Annotated in this window: 24 protein-coding genes; 11 read left to right on the plus strand and 13 right to left on the minus strand. The window is 69.7% G+C overall.

Going from position 1 to position 22,394, the window contains the following annotated elements:
• Nucleotide 1: 1 nt before the first annotated feature.
• A complete protein-coding gene (locus MWN33_RS09155; RefSeq protein WP_247200176.1) occupies nt 2-1,207 on the minus strand; it encodes a pyridoxal phosphate-dependent aminotransferase in 1,206 nt (401 codons plus the stop codon).
• A gap of 161 nt (nt 1,208-1,368) precedes the next feature.
• Here MWN33_RS09155 and MWN33_RS09160 point away from each other — a divergent pair, with 161 nt between their 5' ends.
• The 3 genes from MWN33_RS09160 (at nt 1,369) to radC (ending at nt 4,285) form a co-directional block, all read left to right on the plus strand.
• Nucleotides 1,369-2,529 carry a GNAT family N-acetyltransferase gene (locus tag MWN33_RS09160; protein ID WP_247200177.1) on the plus strand — a complete coding sequence of 387 codons (1,161 nt, stop codon included), beginning with the start codon at nt 1,369-1,371 and terminating at the stop codon, nt 2,527-2,529.
• A 98-nt stretch (nt 2,530-2,627) separates the two neighbouring features.
• Nucleotides 2,628-3,455, plus strand: coding sequence for a type I methionyl aminopeptidase (gene map / locus MWN33_RS09165; protein WP_247200178.1), 828 nt, complete (start codon nt 2,628-2,630; stop codon nt 3,453-3,455).
• 17 nt (nt 3,456-3,472) lie between these two features.
• Nucleotides 3,473-4,285 carry a RadC family protein gene (radC, locus tag MWN33_RS09170; RefSeq protein WP_247200179.1) on the plus strand — a complete coding sequence of 271 codons (813 nt, stop codon included), beginning with the start codon at nt 3,473-3,475 and terminating at the stop codon, nt 4,283-4,285.
• 8 nt (nt 4,286-4,293) lie between these two features.
• Here radC and MWN33_RS09175 read toward each other — a convergent pair whose 3' ends face one another.
• The 11 genes from MWN33_RS09175 to MWN33_RS09225 form a co-directional block, all read right to left on the minus strand.
• Entirely contained in the window at nt 4,294-4,776 is a 483-nt protein-coding gene (locus MWN33_RS09175; RefSeq protein ID WP_247200180.1) for a cupin domain-containing protein, read from the minus strand.
• 14 nt (nt 4,777-4,790) lie between these two features.
• Nucleotides 4,791-6,260 carry an FAD-dependent monooxygenase gene (locus MWN33_RS09180; RefSeq protein WP_247200181.1) on the minus strand — a complete coding sequence of 490 codons (1,470 nt, stop codon included), beginning with the start codon at nt 6,258-6,260 and terminating at the stop codon, nt 4,791-4,793.
• A 51-nt stretch (nt 6,261-6,311) separates the two neighbouring features.
• Complete coding sequence (locus tag MWN33_RS09185; protein ID WP_247200182.1) at nt 6,312-7,061, minus strand: protease inhibitor Inh/omp19 family protein; 750 nt, start codon at nt 7,059-7,061, stop codon at nt 6,312-6,314.
• 9 nt (nt 7,062-7,070) lie between these two features.
• Nucleotides 7,071-8,048, minus strand: a complete 978-nt coding sequence (locus MWN33_RS09190; RefSeq protein ID WP_247200183.1) for a 2-hydroxyacid dehydrogenase — start codon at nt 8,046-8,048, stop codon at nt 7,071-7,073.
• 99 nt (nt 8,049-8,147) lie between these two features.
• Nucleotides 8,148-8,642: a MarR family winged helix-turn-helix transcriptional regulator gene (locus tag MWN33_RS09195; RefSeq protein ID WP_247200184.1), complete on the minus strand. Its 495-nt coding sequence runs from the start codon at nt 8,640-8,642 to the stop codon at nt 8,148-8,150.
• 125 nt (nt 8,643-8,767) lie between these two features.
• Nucleotides 8,768-9,355, minus strand: coding sequence for an NAD(P)H-dependent oxidoreductase (locus tag MWN33_RS09200; RefSeq protein ID WP_247200185.1), 588 nt, complete (start codon nt 9,353-9,355; stop codon nt 8,768-8,770).
• Entirely contained in the window at nt 9,355-10,806 is a 1,452-nt protein-coding gene (locus MWN33_RS09205) for an FAD-binding oxidoreductase (protein WP_247200186.1), read from the minus strand. Before MWN33_RS09205 ends, MWN33_RS09200 begins: the two co-directional genes overlap by 1 nt.
• Nucleotides 10,803-12,119 (minus strand): cytosine deaminase, encoded by a 1,317-nt coding sequence (locus MWN33_RS09210; RefSeq protein ID WP_247200187.1) that lies wholly within the window; start codon nt 12,117-12,119, stop codon nt 10,803-10,805. The genes MWN33_RS09205 and MWN33_RS09210 overlap by 4 nt, the downstream gene beginning before the upstream one ends.
• Complete coding sequence (locus MWN33_RS09215; RefSeq protein ID WP_247200188.1) at nt 12,116-12,898, minus strand: ABC transporter permease; 783 nt, start codon at nt 12,896-12,898, stop codon at nt 12,116-12,118. Before MWN33_RS09215 ends, MWN33_RS09210 begins: the two co-directional genes overlap by 4 nt.
• A gap of 11 nt (nt 12,899-12,909) precedes the next feature.
• Nucleotides 12,910-13,716 carry an ABC transporter ATP-binding protein gene (locus MWN33_RS09220; protein ID WP_247200189.1) on the minus strand — a complete coding sequence of 269 codons (807 nt, stop codon included), beginning with the start codon at nt 13,714-13,716 and terminating at the stop codon, nt 12,910-12,912.
• A gap of 53 nt (nt 13,717-13,769) precedes the next feature.
• On the minus strand, nt 13,770-14,792 hold the full coding sequence (locus MWN33_RS09225; protein WP_247200190.1) for an ABC transporter substrate-binding protein: 1,023 nt from the start codon (nt 14,790-14,792) through the stop codon (nt 13,770-13,772).
• A gap of 147 nt (nt 14,793-14,939) precedes the next feature.
• Between MWN33_RS09225 and MWN33_RS09230 the strand changes: the two genes are divergently transcribed.
• Genes MWN33_RS09230 through MWN33_RS09240 form a run of 3 tightly spaced genes read left to right on the plus strand, consistent with a single transcriptional unit; the run spans nt 14,940 to nt 17,255 of the window.
• Nucleotides 14,940-15,329, plus strand: coding sequence for a RidA family protein (locus MWN33_RS09230; protein WP_247200191.1), 390 nt, complete (start codon nt 14,940-14,942; stop codon nt 15,327-15,329).
• A gap of 52 nt (nt 15,330-15,381) precedes the next feature.
• On the plus strand, nt 15,382-16,200 hold the full coding sequence (locus MWN33_RS09235; protein ID WP_247200192.1) for a creatininase family protein: 819 nt from the start codon (nt 15,382-15,384) through the stop codon (nt 16,198-16,200).
• Nucleotides 16,201-16,214: 14 nt separating this feature from the next.
• Complete coding sequence (locus MWN33_RS09240) at nt 16,215-17,255, plus strand: Ldh family oxidoreductase (protein ID WP_425531989.1); 1,041 nt, start codon at nt 16,215-16,217, stop codon at nt 17,253-17,255.
• 80 nt (nt 17,256-17,335) lie between these two features.
• Here the strand turns inward: MWN33_RS09240 and ppa are convergent, their stop codons facing one another.
• A complete protein-coding gene (ppa, locus tag MWN33_RS09245) occupies nt 17,336-17,863 on the minus strand; it encodes an inorganic diphosphatase (RefSeq protein ID WP_247200194.1) in 528 nt (175 codons plus the stop codon).
• A gap of 242 nt (nt 17,864-18,105) precedes the next feature.
• Between ppa and MWN33_RS09250 the strand changes: the two genes are divergently transcribed.
• The 5 genes from MWN33_RS09250 to MWN33_RS09270 all read left to right on the plus strand — a co-directional run bounded on the left by MWN33_RS09250 (nt 18,106) and on the right by MWN33_RS09270 (nt 22,074).
• Complete coding sequence (locus MWN33_RS09250; protein WP_247200195.1) at nt 18,106-18,381, plus strand: hypothetical protein; 276 nt, start codon at nt 18,106-18,108, stop codon at nt 18,379-18,381.
• Nucleotides 18,381-19,130 (plus strand): zinc ABC transporter ATP-binding protein AztA, encoded by a 750-nt coding sequence (gene aztA, locus MWN33_RS09255; RefSeq protein WP_247200196.1) that lies wholly within the window; start codon nt 18,381-18,383, stop codon nt 19,128-19,130. Before MWN33_RS09250 ends, aztA begins: the two co-directional genes overlap by 1 nt.
• Nucleotides 19,130-19,996: a metal ABC transporter permease gene (locus MWN33_RS09260; RefSeq protein ID WP_247200345.1), complete on the plus strand. Its 867-nt coding sequence runs from the start codon at nt 19,130-19,132 to the stop codon at nt 19,994-19,996. The genes aztA and MWN33_RS09260 overlap by 1 nt, the downstream gene beginning before the upstream one ends.
• Nucleotides 19,997-20,007: 11 nt before the next feature.
• Nucleotides 20,008-20,973 carry a metal ABC transporter substrate-binding protein gene (locus MWN33_RS09265; RefSeq protein ID WP_247200197.1) on the plus strand — a complete coding sequence of 322 codons (966 nt, stop codon included), beginning with the start codon at nt 20,008-20,010 and terminating at the stop codon, nt 20,971-20,973.
• A 120-nt stretch (nt 20,974-21,093) separates the two neighbouring features.
• On the plus strand, nt 21,094-22,074 hold the full coding sequence (locus tag MWN33_RS09270) for a CobW family GTP-binding protein (protein ID WP_247200198.1): 981 nt from the start codon (nt 21,094-21,096) through the stop codon (nt 22,072-22,074).
• Nucleotides 22,075-22,394 lie beyond the last annotated feature (320 nt).

The raw sequence follows: 22,394 nt of genomic DNA on the forward strand, positions 1-22,394 counted from the left end.
CTCATGCGGCGCGCACGTCGCGCAGGAAATTGCCCATGCGCTCGAGCGCCCGCCGGATGTTCTCGGCCGAGTTGGCATAGGAAAGCCGGATATAGCCCTCGCCGTAAAGCCCGAAATCCGGCCCGCCGATGGTGGCGACGCCGGCTTCGTCGAGCAGCGCCGCCGCCAGCTTCTTGGCGGACGTCCATCCGGTGCCGGAAATGTTCGGGAAGGCGTAGAAGGCGCCCTTCGGCACGGCGCAGGAAACGCCGGGCAGCGCGTTCAGCCCTTCGACCACCAGATGGCGGCGGCGGTCGAACTCGGCCACCATCTCGGCGACACACTCCTGCGGGCCGGTGAGCGCGGCGAGCGCGCCATACTGCGCCGGGGCGTTGACGCAGGACCAGGCATTGACCGCCAGCTTGCGCACCGGCTCGAACAGCCCCTCCGGCCACAGCGCCCAGCCGAGCCGCCAGCCGGTCATCGCATAGGTCTTCGACCAGCCGTTGAGCAGGATCAGCCGGTCGCGGATTTCGGGATAGGCGAGCAGCGTGGTGTGCGCCTCGCCGTCGAACAGGAACTGGTCGTAGATCTCGTCCGACAGGATGACGACCTGCGGATGCTTCTCCAGCCCCGCTACGAAGGCGTCGATCTCGGCCTTCGGGGTGACGCCGCCGGTCGGGTTGGCCGGCGAGTTGAGGATGACGAGCCGCGTGCGCTCGGTGATCAGCGACAGCGCCTCCTGCGCGGAGAAGCCGAAGCCGTTCTCCTCGCGGATCGGCACCGGCACCGGGGTGGCGCCGGTGAATTCGATCATCGAGCGGTAGATGGGAAAGCCGGGGTCGGGATAGAGGATTTCCGCGCCCGGCTCGCCGAGCATGAGGATGGCGGCGAACATCGTGACCTTGCCGCCCGGCACGATGACCACCCGGCCGGGGTCGATCTCGGTGTCGAAGCGGCGATGGATGTCGGCGGCGACCGCCACGCGCAGCGGCTCGATGCCGGTGGAGGGGGTGTAGCCGTGGTGCCCGTCGCGCAGCGCCTTGATCGCCGCCTCGACGATATGGGCCGGCGTTGCGAAGTCGGGCTGGCCGATGCCCAGATTGATGATGTCGCGGCCCTGCGCCGACAGCGCGGCGGCGCGGGCGAGCACGGCGAAGGCATTCTCCTCGCCGATACGGTCGAAGGCGGCGACGGGGTGGGGACGGAAATGTGCGGTTGTGGACATGAAGGCTCCTGGCGGCGTTTCCCGACCTGATGCGGGTGGCCTGCAACCGGACACCCGCATCAAGGCTCTTGCGTCTTTCTCATTCCTGTCACACGGGAGAGGGGCGAGGTTCAAGTGGCCGGCCTCCCCAACCGGCCCGTGCAAGAGGCGACGTCCCGCCGATGAGCATTGAGCATGTATTGCCGCCCGTCGGCGCGCCGGTCGATGCGGCGCCGGCGCTGTTCCCCGAGCGCGCGCGCCTGACCGGGCGCCATGTCGACATCGTGCCGTTCGATCCCGCGCTTCACGCGCGCGACCTCTATGAGGCCTCGCACGGGCCGGACCGCGAGGCGCTGTGGGCCTATCTCGGCGCCGGACCCTATGAGGACTTTGCCGCCTTCGACGCCGCCTATCGCGCTGCGGCGCCGCGTGAGGACCCGCTGCTCTTCGCCATTCTCGACAAGGAGGGGCGTGCGGTCGGCCACGCCACCTATATGCGCATCGACCCTGCCAACCGGGTGATCGAGGTCGGCAACATCCTCTACACCCCGGCGCTGATGCGCACGCCCGCCGGCACCGAGGCCATGTATCTGATGGCGCGGCACGCCTTCGAGACGCTGGGCTACCGGCGCTACGAGTGGAAGTGCAACGCGCTCAACGCGCCCTCGCGGCGGGCGGCGGAGCGCTACGGCTTCCGCTTCGAGGGGCTGTTCCGCCACCACATGATCGTCAAGGGCCGCAACCGCGACACGGCGTGGTTCTCCATCCTCGCCGAGGAATGGCCGCAGATCGCGGTGGCGATGGAGAGCTGGCTGGCGCCGGAGAATTTCGACGAGGCGGGCCGGCAGATCGTGCCGCTCACCACCTTCAACGCGCAGGAGCTGGAGAGCGAGGGTCGCGTACTGCGCCGCGCCGGGCTCGACGATCTCGCGGGCGTCGAATCGCTGCAGAAAGCCGCCTATGCCCGCAACCGCATCCTGCTCGGCGTCGAGCCGGTGCCGCTGCTGTGGGATTACACCCGCGTCTTCCGCGAGCGCGAGGTGTGGGTGCTCGACGTGCCGGAGGGGATCGGCGGCGTGCTGATCCTGCAGGCGCGGGCGGACGACCTGCTCATCGACAGCGTGGCGGCCTGCCCGAAGGCGCAGGGCTTCGGCTATGGCAACCTGCTGCTGATGGCGGGCGAGGCGCGGGCCCGCGCGCTCAGCCGGCGCACGGCGCGGCTCTATACGGGCGAGCCGCTGGCGGCCAACATCCACTGGTACCGGCGCAAGGGCTACGCCATCGAGCGGGTGGAGCAACTGCCCGACCGCCGTCTCGTCCACATGGCCAAGGCGGTGGGGTAGGCGGGGCTTTCCTTGCACCTGCGGCGGGATGGCTTACATTCGGGCAGGTTTCCTTGCGGCCGGGTTCGGCCGCGCACTTCTCTTCTGGACGTTCGACGATGAGTTATGTGGAGGCGGCCGGCGCGCCGCTGCGCAAGACCGGCCATATCAAGCTGCACGGCCCGGAGGGCTTTGCCGGCATGCGCAAGGCCGGCCAGCTCGCCGCGCAGGCGCTCGACCTCGTGCACGAGATGGTGGAGCCCGGCGTGACCACCGACGCCATCGACCGGCTGGTATTCGACTTCGCGATGGACCATGGCGCGCTGCCGGCGACGCTGATGTATCGCGGCTACCGCAAGTCCACCTGCACCTCGATCAACCATGTCGTCTGCCACGGCATCCCGAACGACAAGCCGCTTCGCGAGGGCGACATCGTCAATGTCGACGTGACGCTGATCGTCGAGGGCTGGCACGGCGATTCGAGCCGCATGTACCCGGTGGGCGAGATCCCGCGCCGGGCCGAGCGGCTGCTCGACGTGACCTATGAATCGATGATGCGCGGCATCGACGCGATCCGGCCGGGCGGCCATGTCGGCGATATCGGCGCGGCGATCCAGGAATTCGTCGAGCCCTTCCACATGAGCGTGGTGCGCGACTTCTGCGGCCATGGCCTGGGTCAACTCTTCCACGACGAGCCGAACATCGTCCATGTCGGCCGTCGCGGCGAGGGACCGGAGCTGCTGCCGGGCATGATCTTCACCGTCGAGCCGATGATCAATCTCGGCCGCCCGCATGTGAAGGTGCTGTCCGACGGCTGGACGGCGGTGACGCGCGACCGCTCGCTCTCGGCGCAGTTCGAGCACGCCGTCGGCGTCACCGAGACCGGCTGCGAGATCTTCACGCTCTCGCCCAAGGGCTATCACAAGCCGATCTTCGCCAACGCCTGAACGAGCCGGGAGCCCTTATGGCGCGCAAAAGGGCGGAGCGTAACGGGGCGGGCGGCACCGAGCCGGCCGGCGCGGGCCTGCCGCCTTCTCTCCCGGATAGCGCCACGCCCGGCTTCGCCGAGGGCGACGGCCCGCGCCCGCCGGGTCTCGACGAGGCCGGCCCGCATTTTCTCGGCCATCGCGAAAGGCTGCGCGAGCGCTTCCGCCAGTCCGGCGGCGAGGGGCTGCCGGATTACGAACTCCTCGAACTCGTGCTGTTCCGTGCTGTTCCCCGCGCGGATGTGAAGCCGCTCGCCAAGGCGCTGATCGCCCGCTTCGGCTCCTTCGCCGAGACGGTCGGCGCCCCGCCGGGCCGGCTGCGCGAGGTGAAGGGGGTCGGCGAAGCTATCGTCACCGAGCTCAAGCTGATCGGCGCGGCGGTGGAGAGGGTGACCCGCGGCAAGGTGCGCGAGCGCCCGGTGCTTTCCTCCTGGAGCGCGGTGATCGCCCATTGCCGCGCCAGCATGGCCTTCGCCGAGCAGGAGCAGTTCCGCGTGCTGTTCCTCGACAAGCGCAACCAGCTCATCCTCGACGAGGTGCAGCAGCGCGGCACGGTGGACCACACGCCGGTCTATCCGCGCGAAGTGGTCAAGCGGGCGCTGGAGGTGGCGGCGAGCGCGGTCATCCTCGTGCACAACCACCCGAGCGGCGACCCGACGCCCTCCAATGCCGACATCCAGATGACGAAGACCATCATCGAGGTGGCGAAGCCGCTGGGCATCGAGGTGCACGACCACATCATCGTCGGCAAGGACGGCCATGCCTCGCTGCGGGGCCTGCGGCTGATCTAGCTAGGCGCTCACCCGGTCGGCAGCTCGTGGCGGCCGACCGGGGGGCCGAGGAACTCGACGCTCCATTTGACGCCGAAGGCGTTGAGCGCCGCGCGGTCCGGCACGCCGTCATGCATCACGCCGGCGAGTTCGGTGAAGAACGCCGCCGCGTCGAGCGCAGGCGTCATCAGTATGTACTGGCGCGCCGGCGCGTCGGTCACGTTGACGAAGCCGTGCTCCGCCCCACCGGGCACGCAGACCACATCGCCCGCCTCGGCATAGAAGCGCCTACCGTCCACCTCGTAGAGATAGCGGCCCTCGATCACGCGGAAGATCTCCGCCTCCCGGTGGCGGTGGCGCGGCGGGCCGAAGCCGGGGGCGTTGATCGTCTCGATGAAGCAGAACTCGTTTGCGCTGGCCGCCGGCGGCATGCGCACGAACAGGTCGAGGCCGATGGCGGGGATGCGGATCGGCGGTTCGGTACCCCGCGAGTGAAGAAACGTCACGCTCATTGCAGCTCTCCTTATCACAGCCCGGCGAGATAGGCCGCCACGGGACCCCACTCGCCATCGGCGACCGACAGGGCAAGATAGCCGTCCGGGCGGACCAGCTCGATGCCGCCCTCCACCGGGTTTGGACGCGGCGCGGCCTCGACGAGCGGACCTGCGACGCCGGCCGGCGGTGCCTCCACGCCCGCGCCGACGCGCAGGGCGAAGCGCGGCATGTCGCCCGCGCCGTAGGGCGCCTCGCCCTCCACCGGCGCCATGCGCTCGCCCGCGCGGGGGCCGGACTGCCAGGACACGCCGTTGAGCGGGCTGTCGGCGTAATGGGTGGCGGTCTCGGTCAATTCGCCTTCCAGCGCGTGCTGCACCATGGGCAGGCCGAGCACGAACTGCATCACCGTGTTGCGCAGGTGGCGCGCCAGCGGGTTCTTCAGCGTCGCGAGGCGCGTCATCCGGCCGGCGGTGGCGATGACCTCGGCGCCCACGGCCCGGCGCTCGGGGTCGTAGCTGTCGAGCAGCAGCGGCGAGGTCGAAAGCCCGCGCAGCACCAGCGCGAGCTTCCAGGCGAGGTTCATCGCGTCCTGCATGCCGGTGTTCATGCCCTGCCCGCCGGCCGGGCTGTGCACATGGGCGGCGTCGCCGGCGAGGAAGACGCGCCCGGCGCGATAGGCGTTCACCTGCCGCTCATTGATGCGGAAGGAGGTCGTCCACACCGTATCGACCAGCCGGATGCCGCTGGGGCCGCGACGGTCGAGAATCGCCTGAAAGGTCTCGAAGGAGGGCGGGGGCGGCACGGCGCCGCTCGACGGGCCGAGGCCCAGGATCAGCCGGTAGCGCGTGCCGCCGAGCGGGAACAGCACGGCCGGCCCTTCCTCGTGCCACCAGGTGGCGAACTCGCTCGGCGGGAACGGCACGCCCTCGATGTGGAAGTCGCCCTGCGCCCAGTCATTGCCGAGCGTGTTGCCCTCGAAGCTCAGGCCGAGCCGGTGGCGGATCGGGCTGTGGGCGCCGTCGCAGGCGATCAGCGCGCCGTAGCGGCCGGTCTCCTCGCGCCCGTCGGCATGGCGCAGCGTCGCGGTGACGCCGGCCTCGTCCGGTTCGAAGCCGGTGAGCTCGACCCCCAGCTCCGCTGCGACGTCGCGTTCTGCGAGATGGCGCACCAGCACGCGTTCGGTCTCGCTCTGGGGCAGCATCAGCACGAACGGGTAGGGGGTGACGACCTCCTTCAGCTCGATGCGCGCGATTTCACTCGCACCGGCGAAGATGTTGGCCACCGTGACGGGATTGCCCAGGCTCACCAGCTCGGCGGAAAGCCCGCCGCCGGCGCGCTCCAGCAGTTCCAGCGTGCGCGGCCAGACCGCCACCGCGCGCGAGGTCTTCGCCCGCGCGGCCATCCGGTCGACGAGCCGCACCGGCACGCCGTAGCGCGCCAGTTCGAGCGCCATGACGAGGCCGACCGGGCCGGCGCCGGAAATGAGGACGGTGTCGGTCATGTCGCGATCCCCCGGATGCGCGTGTGCAAGCCTTCGTCTCGCGCCCATTGCTCAGGGGCGCGAGAGCAGGAGCGGCGTGCCCTCGTCGGGCGGCACCTTCTCCCAGGTGCCGTCCTCCTGCCGGGCGAAGCGGAAGCCCTCGCCCTGCGCGGTGAGCAGCACCAGATCGGAACCGTCGAGCCGCCAGCGGTCGGGCGCCAGCGCCACGATGGCGGCGGCGCAGCCGGGCGCGAGCCGCGCACGGTACACCTCGCTGCCCGCCGGCGCATCGGTCAGCGCGATGCGGCAGAGCGGCTGGCCGGCGGTCAGCGCGATGTCCCAGTCGCCGACGAGATCGGCGGCCTGCAAGGCGGGCTCGGCGAGGCGCGGATTGACGAGGAAATAGACGCCGTCGCCCTCGCGCAGCGCCTCCCAGGTGCCGCCCACGCCCTCGGTGAACTCGGCCACCAGCCGACCGTCCGGACCGTGCAGGCGGATGGATTCGCCCGGCCCCGGCGCCCAGCTCGCAATGTCGACCGCGAACAGTATGGCCGCGCCGCAGACCGCCTTGTCGAGCGTGACGTCGTACAGGCCGGCCGGCGCGCCCTTGCGTCCATGCGGACGGGCGGTGAGCACCAGCGGGCAGATGCGGTCGCCGTCGGCATTGGTGAGCTGGTAGCTGTCGGCCAGCGGCACGCCGCCCTCTGCGCTCGCGCCCGAACCGGCACCCGCGCTGGTGCCTTCCTGCGCCCGTGCCGGCCCGGCCAGCAGAAGCGCGGCGGCGAGCAGCGTGAGCGGGAGGTGGGGCGCGCGTCTCCGCATCGGTGTGCCTCAGCGGCCTTTCACCGGGGTTTCCGGCACCGGCGTCAGCGGCGCCTTGCCCTCGAACCAGGCAGCGAGATTGTCGACCACCAGCTGGCCCATGGCGTTGCGCGTGACATGGGTGGCCGAGGCGACATGGGGCAGCAGCACGGTGTTGTCGAGCCCGATCAGCGCCTCCGGCACGTTGGGCTCGTCGGCGAAGACGTCGAGGCCGGCGGCGGCGATGGTGCCGTCCGCCAGCGCGCGGATGAGCGCCGGCTCGTCGACCACCGAGCCGCGCGCCACGTTGATCAGCACGCCGGTGGGGCCGAGCGCGGCCAGCACCTCGGCGTCGATCATGCGGTCGGTCTCCGGCCCGCCGGGCACGATGACGATCAGCGCGTCGACGTCGCGAGCCAGCGCCTTGAGGTCGGGGTAATGGGCGTAGGGCACGTCCGCCACCGGGCGGCGGCTGTGATAGGCGATGGGACGGCCGAAGCCCTCCAGCCGGCGGGCGATGGCGCGGCCGATGCGGCCCATGCCGACGATACCGATGGTGCGGTCGCGCAGCGTCGGAGAGAGCGGGAAGCCGCCGGTGGGCCACTTGCCGGCGCGCAGGTAGCGCTCGGCCTGCGGAATGCGGCGGAGCGTGGCGAGCAGCAGGCCGATGGTGAGGTCGGCCACCTCGTCGTCGAGCACGCCGGGCGTGTTGGTGACGACGACGCCGCGCTTTCCGGCGGCCTCGGCATCGACCGAATCATAGCCGACGCCGAAATTGGCGACGATCTCCAGCGCCGGCAGGCGGGCCATCAGCGCATCGGTGACGCGGCGCACGCCGCCGCCGGTCGAGCCGACGCCGGTGGCTACCGCGCGGATGCGGGAGCCGACCTCGGCAAGCATTGCCTCGGCGTCCGGCGCGTCGAGGCGGTGGACGGTGAAGAGCTCGCCGAGCTGCGCCTCGATCATGCCCATCATCGGGCCGGTCTGGAGAAGGTCGGGGCGGGACATGGAAAACTCCTCGGCGTACATGCGGGGGCGTGTCAGGGGGCGGTATTCGTCACCAAAGCAACGCCCGTTTCAAGTCCCGTAACGCCCTCCGCGCGTCTCTCAGGCAGTCTCCTCGTCGGCGCCCTCGGCGTCGTCCTCGGGCTCGGCGGCGGTGACGGCACCGAGCTGGGCGGAGAGGTTGCGCTCGATCTTGCGCAGCAGCTTGCGCAGGCGCTTGCGCTCCTTGCCGTCGAGGCCGGCGGTCATGGTCTGCTCCAGCGATTCCCAGATGGCGTCGATGGCGCCGGCACGCTGGCGGCCCTCGTCGGTGAGGTGCACGCGCACGAGCCGGGCATCACCCTCGGCGGCGCGGCGCTCCAGCAGGTTCTGCGCGGAAAGCCGGCCGACCGTCTTCGAGGCGGTGGGGGGGCGCACCTTCAGCGCCGCCGCCAGCTCGGACATGGTACGCCCGTCCGATTCGGCCAGCAGCTTCAGCACTGTTTCCTGTCCGGGAAACAGCCCGATCTCCTGCAGGCGCCGTGCCGCCAGCGCACGCTGGAGGCGCGCGACGTGATGCAATCTGTGGCCGATCTTCTTGTCGAAGTCGTCCTTCATCGGCGCCCCCGCGGACCAACACGCCAAGGCAACAACTATTTGTCGCGATAGAAGCGGGTTGTCGTGACACGAACATGGCTGCAATCGAGATGTTCGTCAAAGCGCCCGCAAATGGAGGCCGGATTCTATATTTTGGCGAACTGCGCCTCGACGCGGGCGAGAAAAGCGCTGCGCTTGGCGGGGCTGGCCGAATCCATGCTGTGAAGGGCGAGCCACAACCGGCGCGCGCGGCGATGGACGATGCCACCCACGCCCGACAGCAGAATGCGGCGCCCCGGCTGGCCGATCCACAGCCACCAGTACCAGGGCGAGCCGAGCGTCGACACCGCCGCCAGCACCCGGATGTTGGTGAGCCGGCGCTCCAGCGGGCGGAAGGGTTTCGGCATGCCGAAGGTCTCGTGCGGCACCAGCACGCGGTCGAGCCACCCCTTCAGCAGGGCGGGCGGGCCGTACCACCAGGTCGGCGCGACGAAGATCAGCGCGTCCGCCTGCTTCACGCGGGCCAGATGGTCCATGACGGGCAGCACGTTGACGCCGGGCTCGTGATAGGCGAGCCGCTCCTGCCGGCTGAGCGCGGGCTCGAAGCCCTCGGCGTAGAGGTCGAGCAGGTCGACCTCGTGGCCGCCGGCGGTCAGGCCGCGGATCACCGCGTCGCGCACCGCCGCGTTGAAGCTCTCCGCCACCGGGTGGCAATAGACGACCAGCGCGCGCATCAGGTTGGGTCTCCCGGCGCGCCGGCCCGCCCGGCATGACGCTCCAGCCCCAGAAAGAGATAGGTACGGCCGGCGCCGAGGTCAAAATCGGGATGTGCCCAGGCGATCATCTTGCCGGGATTAAGCAGGCCCTGCGGGTCCGCCTCGCGCTTGAAGGCGAGCTGGGCGGCGTCGGTCTGCTTCATGCCGCCTTCCTCCAGCGTGTAGCGGTGCGGGTTGAAGACCGGGATGCCGAGGTCCTCGTGCAGGGCGACGATCTCCTCCAGCCGCGCCTCCGAGGTGAAGCGGATGAGCGGCAGGCCGAAGGAGGTAATTTTGCCGTCGAAGCGCACGAATTCGAGATGCGCGGGCGCCTCGTCGCCGAGCCGGGCATGGACCTGTTCCGCCAACGAAAGCTGGTTCGGGAAGGGGTAGAGCGTCTGCAGATAGGTGATGGCGGGATCGACGCGCAGCGCCCGCAGCGTCGTGTGGTTCCAGGCGAGCTCGTAGAGCGGCGGCAGGCCCTTCGCCTCCTCGGGCCCCACCAGATCGGAGCGGTAGAGCGTGCGCCCGTTCCAGCGCTTCGTGAAGCTCTCGAAGGCAGCGCGGGCGACCGGCGCCAGCATGACGAGCACGATGTGCAGCCCGTCCGGCAGATATTTGCGGTGGCGCAGGAAATAGCTCTGCGGCACCGGCGCGGCGATCACCGAGACCAGCTTCTTGAGGATGGCGTCCTGTTCGCCCAGCGCATTGGCATAGGCGGCGGCCTCGCCGAAATCCTCGAACCCGATGATCGCCTCGGTCCACCCATAGGCCGGGGCGAGCGGCATCTCGACCTCCAGTATGATGCCGTTGGTGCCGTAGGCGTGCGAGACGGTCTGCACCTCCTCGCCGGTCAGCTCAAGGATGCGCGGTGTCGCCTCCATGGTGGCGATGCGCAGCGACACGATGTTGCCGAGGTCGCGCAGCCCGCCCCAGCTGATTGAGCCCACGCCGCCCGAACCGCCGGCGACGAAGCCGCCTATGGAGGCGGTGCGGTAGGTGGAGGGGTGAAGGCGCAGCTCCTGCCCGCTCGCCGCGCAGGCGGCATCGATGTCGGCGATGAGGGCGCCCGCCTGCGCGCGCACCCGGCCGGGGACGATCTCCAGCACCTTGTCGAGGCCGGAGAGATCGAGCACCAGCCCGCCGTCCAGCGGCATGGCCTGCCCGTAATTGCCCGTGCCGGCGCCGCGCGGGGTGACCGGAATGGCGAGTGCGTGGCAGGCAGCGAGAATCGCCAGCACCTCCGCCTCGCTGGCCGGGAAGGCGACGATATCGCCGCTCACCGCGTCGAGCTGGCGCTTGAGCGTGGGCGAGTACCAATAGAAATCGCGGCTCTTTTGGCGCACCAGCGCCGGGTTTTCCTCGGTGCGGATGCCGCCGAGCCGCGCCTTCAGCCCGGCGATGTCGTAGCTCTTCGCAGCGGAGGTCATTGCGGGCGCTCCATCAGATCGTCGAGCTCGCCATAGTCGGGCGGCGCTACCTCGATCGCACGGCCCGCGCGCAGCACGAGGCGGTCCGCCTGCGGGCGGGCGTGAAGTTCGTTGAGGCTGCGGGCTGGGAACAGGGAGAGGTCCGCCGGCCGGCCGGGCGCGAGAAGGCCGGCCTCCACACCCATCCATTGCGCCGGCGCGCGGGCGATGAGCGCCGGCCCCTCGCCGGCGGGATGGTCGAGATGGGCGATGCGGGTGGCCTCGCGATAGACCTCGACGAGATCGAGGTCGCCATAGGCGTAGAAGGGATCGCGCGCATTGTCGCTGGCCACCATGACGGGAATGCCGCGCGCGCGCATCTCGTGCAACAGGGTGACGCCGCGCCAGCGCGGGGTGCGGCCGGGCTGGCGGTCCTGGAGGTAGAGGTTGCACATGGGCAGCGAGACGATGCCGATGCCGGCCTGCGCCACCCTGTCCAGCGCGCGGTCGGCTTCCGCCTCGTCCTTCAGCGCCAGCGCGCAGCAATGGCCGGCGAGGATGGGGCCTTGGAAGCGCCGGCGCAGGGCGATTTCGGCGATGTCGACCAGCGCATGGGCGTTCCGGTCGCGTTCGTCGACATGCAGGTCGAGCGCGAGGCCGTGCCGCTCGGCGGCGTCGAACAGGAGTTCGAGCCCGGCGTGCAGGTTCGGCGTCACATAGGTGTAGCTGCCGAGCAGCCCGCCATGCTCGCGCACGAGCCCGACGAGACGGTCGAACAGGGCCGGGTCGAGCACGCTGTCGACGGGAATGAGGCCGACCGCCTGCAGCTCGATGCGCCCGCGCCAGGCCTCGCGCATCTCGGCGAACACCCTCCAGGCGCCGGCGGCGCGCTCGCCTTCCGAATCGAGATGGGTGCGGATGGCGACGGTGCCGTGCGCGTAAGCACAGCGCAGCGCGAAGTCGAAGCGGCGGCGTATGTCCTCTTCGCTCCAGTTCGGCTTGTCGGCGGCGACCGCCGCCATCGCGCCCTCGAAGCTGCCGTCGCGGTTGGGCGCGCGGTTCCAGATGAAGCCCTTGTCGAGATGGGTGTGGATGTCGGCGAGGCCCGGCAGCGCGAGCGTGCCGGCCCGCTCGATGCGCGGCCCGTCCTCGATGAGCGCGCCGGCCGGGGCAAGCCGGGCGATGTGCCCGCCGGCGACGGCGATGTCGAGCGCCACCAGCCCCTCGGCATCGGCCGGGCCGGGCGGGGCGGCGATGAGGCCGGTGGGCGCGCGGACATGGCCGAGCACATAGGCGGCCGGCAGATCGGCCGGAGGAAGGGCGGGCCTCGTCATGCCGGGCCGCCGATCTCGCTCTCGTGCCAGCGGCGCAGGGCGAGCCAGCTCAAGAGGCTGAGCACGGCGTAGATGAGGATGCCGGCGAGCGAGATGAGCAGCAGCGCCGCGAACAGGCGCGGAATGTTGAGCCGGTAGGCGGATTCGACGATGCGGAAGGCGAGGCCCGAGCCCTGGCCCGCCGAGCCGGCGGCGATCTCGCCGACCACCGCGCCGATCAGCGCGAGGCCGCCGGCGATGCGCAGGCCGCCGAGGAAATAGGGCAGGGCGGTGGGCAGGCGCAGCAGCGCCAGCGTCTGCCAGCGCGAGGCACCGGCGAGGCGGAACAGGTCGCGCAGGTTCGGGTCCACCGAGTTGAGCCCGAGCGTGGTGTTCGACAGCACCGGGAAGAAGGCGACGATCCAGGCGCAGAGCAGCACGGCGGAATCGGTCGACATATAGATCAGCATCAGCGGCGCGACGGCGATGACGGGCGTCACCTGCAGGATCACCGCGATGGGGAACAGCGAGAACTCGACGATGCGTGCGCTGGCAAAGATGAGCGCCAGCCCCACCCCGCCGGCCACGGCGAGCAGCAAGGCGAGCGCCGTGGTCTCCAGCGTCACCAGCATGGAGCCGAACAGCACGGCGCGGTCGCGGATCAGAGTCTCCAGCACCGCGCCGGGGGCCGGCAGCACATAGGGCGGCAGGTTGTTCAGCGTGACGATGAAGTGCCAGGCCGCCACCAGCAGGGCGAGCACGCCGATCGGCAGGAGCCAGCGGAAGGGAGACCGTTCCATGCGGCGCTCCCTCAGCGTGGGTCCATCGCCCGGGCCAGCGCCTGCGAGGTCTCGCGGCACAGGCCCGCATATTCCGGCGAGGTGCGGAAGGCCTCGTCGCGCGGCTGGTTGGGGTCGATGGCAAGCTCGGCCACCACGCGGCCCGGCCGGGCGCGGAACACCAGGATGCGCGAGGAGAGATAGACCGACTCGAAGACCGAATGGGTCACGAAGACGATGGTGCAGCCCAGTCGCCGCCAGACGTCCAGAAGATCGTTGTTGAGCTTGAAGCGGGTGATCTCGTCGAGCGCGGCGAAAGGCTCGTCCATCAAAAGCAGGCGCGGCTTCGTCACCAGCGCGCGGGCGATGGAGACGCGCATCTTCATGCCGCCGGACAGTTCGCGCGGATAGGCGTCGCGAAAACCCGACAGGCCGACCAGCTCCAGCGCCTCCGCGATGGCGGGCTCGGCCTCGCGCCGGCCGATGCCGGCGAGCTTGAGCGGCAGGTGGACATTGCCGAACACGCTGGCCCACGGCATCAGCGTCGGCTCCTGGAAGACGAAGCCGATGGACGGCTGCCCGGCGGCGCGGCGGGCCTGTTCCTCGCCGTGCCAGTCGAGCCGGCCCTCGCTCGGCTCGGAGAGGCCGGCGATGAGGCGCAGCGCGGTGGACTTGCCGCAGCCCGAGGGGCCGAGCAGCGAGAGGAACTCGCCCTGCCGCACCTCCATGTCGAGCCCGTCCAGCGCGGTGACGGCGTTGGCGAAACGCTTGCCGACGCCCCGGAGGGCGAGCAGCGGCGCGTCGGTCTGCGGGGCGGGCGCGTTCACGTCGGCGGTCATCTCATCTGTCTGCGGCCGGGGCCGGATCGCCGGGGCAGGCATATCGCAGGCGGCTATTTCGGCGCCAGCTCCTTGCCGACGCCCTTGTTCACGAACTGGGTGGTGTAGGATCTGGCGATCTCGATGCCGGGCTTGAGCACCTTGGCCTGCACCATCTTGTCGTAGAAGCTCTTGATCCGCGCATCCGTCATGGCGCCGATGCCGAGCGTCGTGGTGTCCCCGGAATCGACGATGCCATACTCCTTCATCTTGGCGATGGAGAAGGCGATCATCGCGTCGGTCATCTCCGGATTGTCCTGCTTGATCAGCGCGTTGGCCTTGGTGTTGTCGCCATAGAGATAGTTGTACCAGCCGATGATCGAGGCATCGACGAAGCGCTGCACGAGATCGGGGTTCTGCTTCACCAGCTCGGTGCGGGTCTCGATGGTGGTGGCGTAGGTGTCGAAGCCGTAATCGGCCAGCAGGAAAAGCTTGGGCACGAAGCCGCCCTGCTGCTCCACCGCATAGGGCTCGGAGGTGACGTAGCCCTGCATGGCGCTGTTCTTGTCGACGAGGAAGGGCGCGGCGTTGAAGGTGTAGGGCTTCACCTGGTTCTCGCTGAAGCCGTAATCGGCGACGAGCCACTGGTAGTAGCTGGCGAGCCCCTCCTTGGAGATGAACAGCGTCCGCGTCTTGAGCTGCTCGAACGTCTCGACGTCGGGATGGGCGATCAGGACCTGCGGGTCCTTCTGGAACAGGGCGGCGACGATTTCGGTGGGGATGCCTTCCACTACCGAGGAGAACGCCTGCAGCATGTTGGCGCCCATGTAGAAGTCGATCTTGCCGACCGGCAGCAGCAGCCGGTTGTTGGCCTGCGGGCCGCCGGGCAGGATGGTGACGTTGAGGCCGTACTTCGCGTAGGTGCCGTCCACCACCGCCTGGTAGAAGCCGCCATGCTCGGCCTGCGCCACCCAGTTGGTGCCGAACGTCACCTTGTCGGCGGCCGCAGCCGGCGCGAGCGGAAGGGCGGCGAGGGCGAGTGCGGTAACAGCCGCGAGGGTCGAGAGAAAACGCAAGCGCGGAAGACGCAGGCGCATCGGTGTCTCCATCCGGGTACGAAGGGCGGTGCGTGGCGGTTCGAATGCCGCCATGATAGGCGAGCTTAATCGGGATGCACATATGCCCGCATGACAAGTCTGTGCATCCCGCCGACAAGATCCGCCCGCGAGCCGCCGAGCCCCGCCATGCTGCGTCATCTGATACCGCCCGCCATTCGCCGCCCCTTCGCCCGCTACAGCCACGCCGTCGAGGTGGCGGCCGGCGCGCGACTGCTGCTCGTTTCCGGCCAGCTCGGCATTTCGCCCGAGGACGCCATTCCCGAGAGCGCGGAAGAGCAGGCCGAGCTGTGCTTCCGCGCCATCGCCGCCTGCCTCGCGGAGGCGGGAATGGGGCCGGGCGATCTGGTGCGGATCAACGCCTATGTCACCGAGCGCGCTCATCTCGCCGGCTACATGGCGGCGCGCGACCGCTTCGTCGCCGATCCCCCGCCGGCCTCGACGCTGATGATCGTCTCCGGCTTCACGCGTCCCGAATTCAAGGTCGAGGTCGAGGTGCTGGCGGCGAAGGCCGATTGAGCCTAGAACGCCCGCGTCGAACCCCCCGGACACGCCGCCAATGCCGTCTGCCATGCCCCCCAAACGCTTCTGGACCGAACTCGCCTGGACCGACTTTGCCGCCGGCGATACCGAAAACTGGATCGCCGTGCTGCCGGTGGCGGCGGTGGAACAGCACGGGCCGCATCTGCCCGTGGGCGTCGATACGTTCATCGGCGAGGGCTATCTCAGGGAAGTGGCGCGGCTGCTGCCGGACGATCTGCCGGCGGTGTTCCTGCCGCTGCAGGCCATCGGCAAGTCCAACGAGCACATCCATTTTCCCGGCACGCTGACGCTTTCCGCCGAGACGGTGATCCGCGCCTGGACCGAGATCGGCGAGAGCGTGCACCGCGCCGGCGTGCGCAAGCTCGTCATCGTCAACTCGCATGGCGGTAACGTGCCGATCCTCGACATTGTGGCGCGCGACCTGCGCGCCCGGCTCGGCATGCTGGCGGTGACGCTTTCCTGGCACCGCTTCGGCTATCCCGAGGGGCTGTTCAGCGCGCAGGAGCGCCAGCACGGCATCCATGCCGGCGGCATCGAGACCTCGCTGATGATGGCCTTCCGCCCCGACACGGTGCGCGAGGCCGATCTGCGCGACTTCCCGCCGGCGACACTCGCCATGGAGCAGGAATTCGCCTTTCTGCGCGCCGGCACGCCGGCCGGCTTCGGCTGGATGGCGCAGGACATCAACCCTGACGGCGGCATGGGCGATGCCACGGAAGCCTCACGCGAGAAGGGCGAGGCCTGCGCGCTCTACGGCGCGCGCGCCTTCCTCGCGCTGCTGGACGACGTCAACCGCTTCGAGCTCGCCCGCCTGCCGGCGGGTCCGCTCGGCGGGAGCGCGGAGTGATGGAAGGCTCGGTGATGGAAGGCTCGGTCGCGCGCGAGGCGTTCCACGACATCACGCTCTCGCTCGACGGGGCGCGGGCCTATGCCGCCCGCGTGCTGGAGCGCTTCGGCACGGCGCCGGGCAATGCGACGATCACCGCCGACGCGCTGGTGCGTGCCGAGGCGGACGGGCTCGGCACGCACGGCCTCGCCCGGCTGCCGAGCTATGGCGCCATGGCGGCGGCCGGCAAGATCGACGGCCACGCCGTGCCCAGCCTGCGCCGCGTCTCGCCCTCGGTACTGGCGGTGGATGCGGGCAACGGCTTCGCCTATCCCGCCATCGAGCTTGCCCTTCCCGAACTCGCCGCGCTCGCCCGCGAGACCGGCATCGCCATGATGGCGGTGCGCCGCTCCAGCCATTTCGGCGTCGCCGGCCAGCCGGTGGAGAAGCTGGCCGAGGGCGGGCTGGTCGGGCTCGCCTTCGCCAACGCGTCGGCCTCCATCGCGCCGTGGGGCGGGCGCAAGCCGGTGTTCGGCACCAACCCGCTCGCCTTCGCCACGCCGCTGAAGGGGCGTCCGCCGGCGGTGGTCGACCTCTCGGTCGCCAAGGTGGCGCGCGGCAACATCCTGGCCGCCGTGCAGCGCGGCGACGCCACCATTCCCGAGGGCTGGGCCTTCGACGCCGACGGCAATCCAACCACGGATGCCAAGGCCGGGCTTGCCGGCACGATGGTGCCGATGGGCGAGGCCAAGGGCACGGCGCTCGCCTTCGTCATCGAGGTGATGGCGGCGGCGCTCACCGCCTCGACCTTCGCCTTCGACACGCCGAGCTTCTTCGACGGCAAGGGGCCGCCGGCGGCGGTGGGGCAGGTGGTCATCGCCATCGACCCCGGCCCGGTGGCGGGCGATGCCTATCTCGACCATCTCGAGCGTCTGGCGCTTGCCATCGAGCACGAGCCCGGCGCGCGGCTTCCCGGCACCCGGCGCCTCGTCAACCGCGAGCGGGCGGCGCGCGAGGGCGTCACGCTCGGCGCGCCGCTGCAGCGCGCGCTGGCCGGGATGGGCTTTACGGGCTGATTTTCAGGCTGAAACGCGAAAGGCCCGGGCACGGCCCGGGCCTTCTGTCTCGTCGGTGCGGGCCCTGCGGCCCGCCCGGCTCACTTCCTGGCGGCTTCGATCGACTTGACGATCAGCGCGCGGGCTTCCGCCGGCCCCTGCCAGTCCGCCACAGAGACCTTCTTGCCCTTCTCCAGATCCTTGTAGTGGGTGAAGAAGTGCGCGACCTGCTCGACGATGAGCTGGGGCAGGTCGGCATAGCTCATGATCTTGGAGTGGTAGGGGTAGACCGAGTCCGCCGGCACCGCGAGCACCTTCTCGTCGCCGCCCTTCTCGTCCGTCATCATCAGCACGCCGATCGGGCGGGCCGCGATCACCGAGCCGGCCAGCAGCGGGATGGGCGAGATGACGATGATGTCGAGCGGGTCGCCGTCATCGCCGAGCGTGTTGGGGATGAAGCCGTAATTGCCGGGATAGAACATCGGCGTGTGCAGGAAGCGGTCGACGAAGAGCGCGCCGGATTCCTTGTCGATCTCGTACTTCACCGGCGCGCCGCCGGCCGGGATCTCGATGATGGCGTGAACCTCGTCGGGCGGGTTCGGGCCGATCGAAATGCGCGAAATATCCATGAGAGGACTCCAAGGGCTCCGGATCGAACAGGCCGGCGGCGCCGGCACGCAAAGGCGCCTTCTCTTATGTCGGCGCGGGCGCGGCGTCGAGACGGGTCGCCCCATCAATTCGGCGGGCCGCGCTTTCGCCGGGCTGGTGCTGCGGTCGCCGACGCGGCGCGAGGGTGGATGTGATACAGTGTATCATTCGGGCTGGACGGATGATTTGATATAGAGTATCAAAACGCCATTGGAGTTTGAGCATGTCCGTCGCCCGCCTGCACAATCACGATCACGATCACCTGCACGAGCACGCCCATCACCACCCCGCCCCGACGCAGGAGGATGCGCAGGCCGGGCATCATGGCCATAGCCACGATCGTCACCATCATTCTCACGGCGCCGGCGAGCGGCACCCGGCGGCGCGGCCGGCCTTCTCGCTGCTGCGGCTTTCCGCGCTCCAGCGCCTCGCCATCGCCCTGCCGCTGGCCGGCCTGATCTGGGCCGCCGCGCTCGCCGTGATCGGGGCCGGCAACTGATGGGAACCGTGCTGTCCTTCCGCAATCTCACGCTCGGCTATGACCGTCACCCCGCCGTGCACCATCTCGACGGCGAGGTGGCGGAGGGCGACCTGCTGGCCGTGTGCGGACCGAACGGGGCGGGCAAGTCGACGCTGCTCAAGGGCATCGCCGGCGTACTCTCGCCGCTGACCGGACGCATCGAGGGCCATGTGCCGGCGCGCGAGATCGCCTATCTCCCGCAGGCAGCCGAGGTCGACCGCTCCTTCCCCATCGACGTCTACGACCTCGTGGCGATGGGTCTGTGGCGGCGGGCCGGCCTGTTCGGCGCCATCTCGCGGGCCGACCGCGCGCGGATCGAGGCCGCCATCGCCGCCGTCGGGCTGGAAGGCTTCGAGACCCGCCCCATCGGCACCCTGTCCGGCGGGCAGATGCAGCGCACGCTCTTTGCCCGCCTGCTGCTGCAGGACGCCCGGCTGATCCTGCTCGACGAGCCCTTCACCGCCCTCGACGCCGGCACCATGGCCGACCTGACGGCACTGGTGACACGCTGGAACGGCGAGGGCCGCACCGTCATCGCCGTGCTGCACGATTTCGACCTGGTGCGCGACCATTTCCCCCGCACGCTGCTGCTGGCGCGCGAGGCGGTGGCCTGGGGCGCCACCGGCGAGGTGCTCACCGCTGACAATCTGGCGGCGGCGCGGCGCATGTGCGAGGCGTGGGACGAGGCCGCCCCGACCTGCCCCCCGGTTGCGGGAGCCGCAGCGTGATCTACGATTTCCTCGTCGGTCCCTTCGCCGAATTCGACTTCATGCGCCGCGCGCTGGTCGGTGTGCTGGCGCTCGGCGTCGGCGCCGGGCCCATCGGCGTGCTGATGATGCTGCGCCGCATGAGCCTTGCCGGCGACGCCATGGCCCATGCGATCCTGCCCGGCGCGGCGGTGGGCTTCCTCGCCGCCGGGCTCAACCTGTTCGCCATGACCATAGGCGGGCTGGTCGCCGGCTTCGCGGTGGCGCTGGGCGCGGGCGCGGTGGCGCGCGCCACGCAGATGAAGGAGGACGCGGCGCTCGCCGCCTTCTACCTCATCTCGCTGGCGCTCGGCGTGCTGCTGGTCTCGCTGCGCGGCTCCAATGTCGACCTGCTGCACGTGCTGTTCGGCACGGTGCTGGCGCTCGACGACGCGACGCTGCTGCTGATCGTCTCGATCTCCAGCCTGACGCTGGTGGTGCTGGCGCTGGCCTGGCGCCCGCTGGTGCTGGAGAGCGTCGATCCCGGCTTCCTGCGCTCGGTGAGCCGGGCGGGGGCGCCCTCGCACCTCGTCTTCCTCGCGCTGGTCGTCACGAACCTCGTCGGCGGCTTCCACGCGCTGGGCACGCTGCTCGCGGTCGGGCTCATGATGCTGCCGGCCGCCGCCGCGCGGTTCTGGACGCGGGAACTGACCGCGCTGGTCGGCGTCTCGGTGCTGGTCGCCTGCGCCTCCGGCGTGATCGGCCTGCTGTTTTCCTATCATTCCGGCGTGCCCTCGGGGCCTGCCATCATCCTCGTCGCCGGCGGCGCCTATGCGCTCTCCGTGCTTTTCGGGCCGGTCGGCGGGCTCTTGCCCCGCTTCCTGCCGCAACGTCATCTCGAAGCCTGATGGAGCCCCCCATGCTCACCCGCCGCCTCGCTCTCGCCGGCGCTCTTGCCCTGGCCGTCGCCGCCGCCCCCTTCATTGCCCCCGCCACCGCACAGGAAGCGACGACGAAGATCCCCGTCGTCGCCTCGTTCTCCATCCTCGGAGATTTCGTCAAACAGGTCGGTGGCGACCGGGTGGCGGTGACCACCCTCGTGGGCCCCAATGGCGATGCCCATGTCTTCCAGCCCGCGCCGGCCGACGCCAAGAAGGTGGCGAGCGCGCAGTTCGTCTTCGTCAATGGCCTCGGCTTCGAGGGCTGGATCGACCGGCTGGTGAAGGCCTCCGGCACCAAGGCGGAGATCGTCGTCGCCACCAAGGGCATCACGCCGCGCGCCATGGCCGGGGAAGAGGAAGGCCACGATGACGCGCATGATCACGACAAGCACGCCGAAGAGGGCCATGACCATGGCGGCATCGACCCGCATGCCTGGCAGTCCATCCCCAATGCGGAAATCTACGTCGCCAATATCCGCGACGCTCTGATCGCCGCCGATCCCGCCGGCAAGGCGACCTACGAGGCGAACGCGGCCGCCTATACCGCCAAGCTCCAGGCGCTCGACGCCGATGTGAAGGCGGCGGTGGCAAAGATTCCGGAGCAGAACCGCCGCATCATCACCTCGCACGACGCCTTCGGCTATTTCGGCGCCGCCTATGGCGTCGATTTCATCGCCCCGCAGGGCGTGTCGACCGAGGCGGAAGCCTCCGCCAAGGACGTCGCCAAGATCATCCGCCAGATCAAGGCGTCGAAGATCCCGGCCGTGTTCATGGAGAACATCTCCGATCCGCGCCTCGTCAAGCGCATCGCCAAGGAGACGAATGCGCGCATCGGCGGCGAGCTCTATTCCGACGCGCTCTCCGATGACAAAGGCCCGGCGAGCACCTACATCGACATGATGAACAACAACATCCGCGAGCTCTCCTCGGCGCTGTCGAGCTGAGTTCGCCGTTCACCACACCGTTATGGCCGGGCTCGTCCCGGCCATCCACGACTTTCCGCCGCAAGGCGTGGATGCCCGGGCCAAGCCCGGGCATGACGTCCTGAAAGATCGAGGTTGCCCATGCCCGAGACCCAGTCGCCCCAGTCAAAGATCCCCGTCACCGTGCTCACCGGCTATCTCGGCGCGGGCAAGACAACGCTGCTGAACCGCATCCTCTCCGAGCCGCACGGCAAGAAGTTCGCCGTCGTCGTCAACGAGTTCGGCGAGATCGGCATCGACAACGACCTCGTGGTCGGCGCCGACGAGGAAGTGTTCGAGATGAACAACGGCTGCATCTGCTGCACCGTGCGCGGCGACCTGATCCGCATCATCGACGGGCTGCTGCGCCGCAAGGGCGACTTCGACGGCATCATCGTCGAGACGACCGGCCTTGCCGATCCCGCCCCGGTCGCGCAGACCTTCTTCGTCGACGAGACGGTGGGCGCCAAGACCACGCTCGACGCGGTGGTGACGGTGGCCGACGCCAAATGGCTGAAGGACCGGCTGAAGGACGCCCCCGAGGCGAAGAACCAGATCGCCTTTGCCGACGTCATCCTGCTCAACAAGACCGACCTCGTGTCGGAGACCGAGCTGAAGGACGTCGAGATGCGCATCCGCGCCATCAACCCCTTCGCCCGCATCCACCGCACGCAGAAATCCGACATCGCCATCGACAAGGTGCTGGGCCAGGGCGCCTTCGACCTCGACCGCATCCAGGCGATCGACCCGGATTTCCTTGAGGGCGGCCACAAGCATTTCCACGACGAGGACATGCAGTCCTTCTCCTTCTCCTCGGAGAAGCCGCTGGACCCGGACAAGTTCTTCCCTTGGATCCAGGAGCTGACCCAGCGCGAGGGGCCGAACATCCTGCGCTCCAAGGGCATTCTCGCCTTCAAGGACGACCCGGACCGCTTCGTGTTCCAGGGCGTGCACATGATCCTCGACGGCGACCACCAGCGCCCGTGGCGGGCGGACGAGGCGAAGACGAGCCGCATCGTCTTCATCGGCCGCAAGCTCGACCGCGCCGCGCTGGAGAAGGGTTTTCTCGCCTGCGTGGCGTGAGGCGGCGTCCGGAGTGCAGCCGAAGGGGTTCCCCTGGGTCCCGGATCGGCGCCGCACGATGCGCGGCTTGTCCGGGACACAGCGTCTTCGTTTCCCGGACAAGCGCCGCCGCAGGCGGAGCGCCGATCCGGGACCCGGCAGGAACACTTCGACCATATGTCATTCCGGCCGAGGCGCAGCGTCGAGCCGGGATCGCTCTCCCACGGGATGCGATCCCGGATACGGCCTGACGGCCGTTCCGGGATGACGGGCAGGGAATGGGCCTCCACCCGTGACGCGGGGCGCGAATTGGGCTAACCCGACATTCCCCTTCAAGAAGC

Source organism: Ancylobacter koreensis (assembly GCF_023016525.1).
GTDB lineage: Bacteria > Pseudomonadota > Alphaproteobacteria > Rhizobiales > Xanthobacteraceae > Ancylobacter > Ancylobacter koreensis.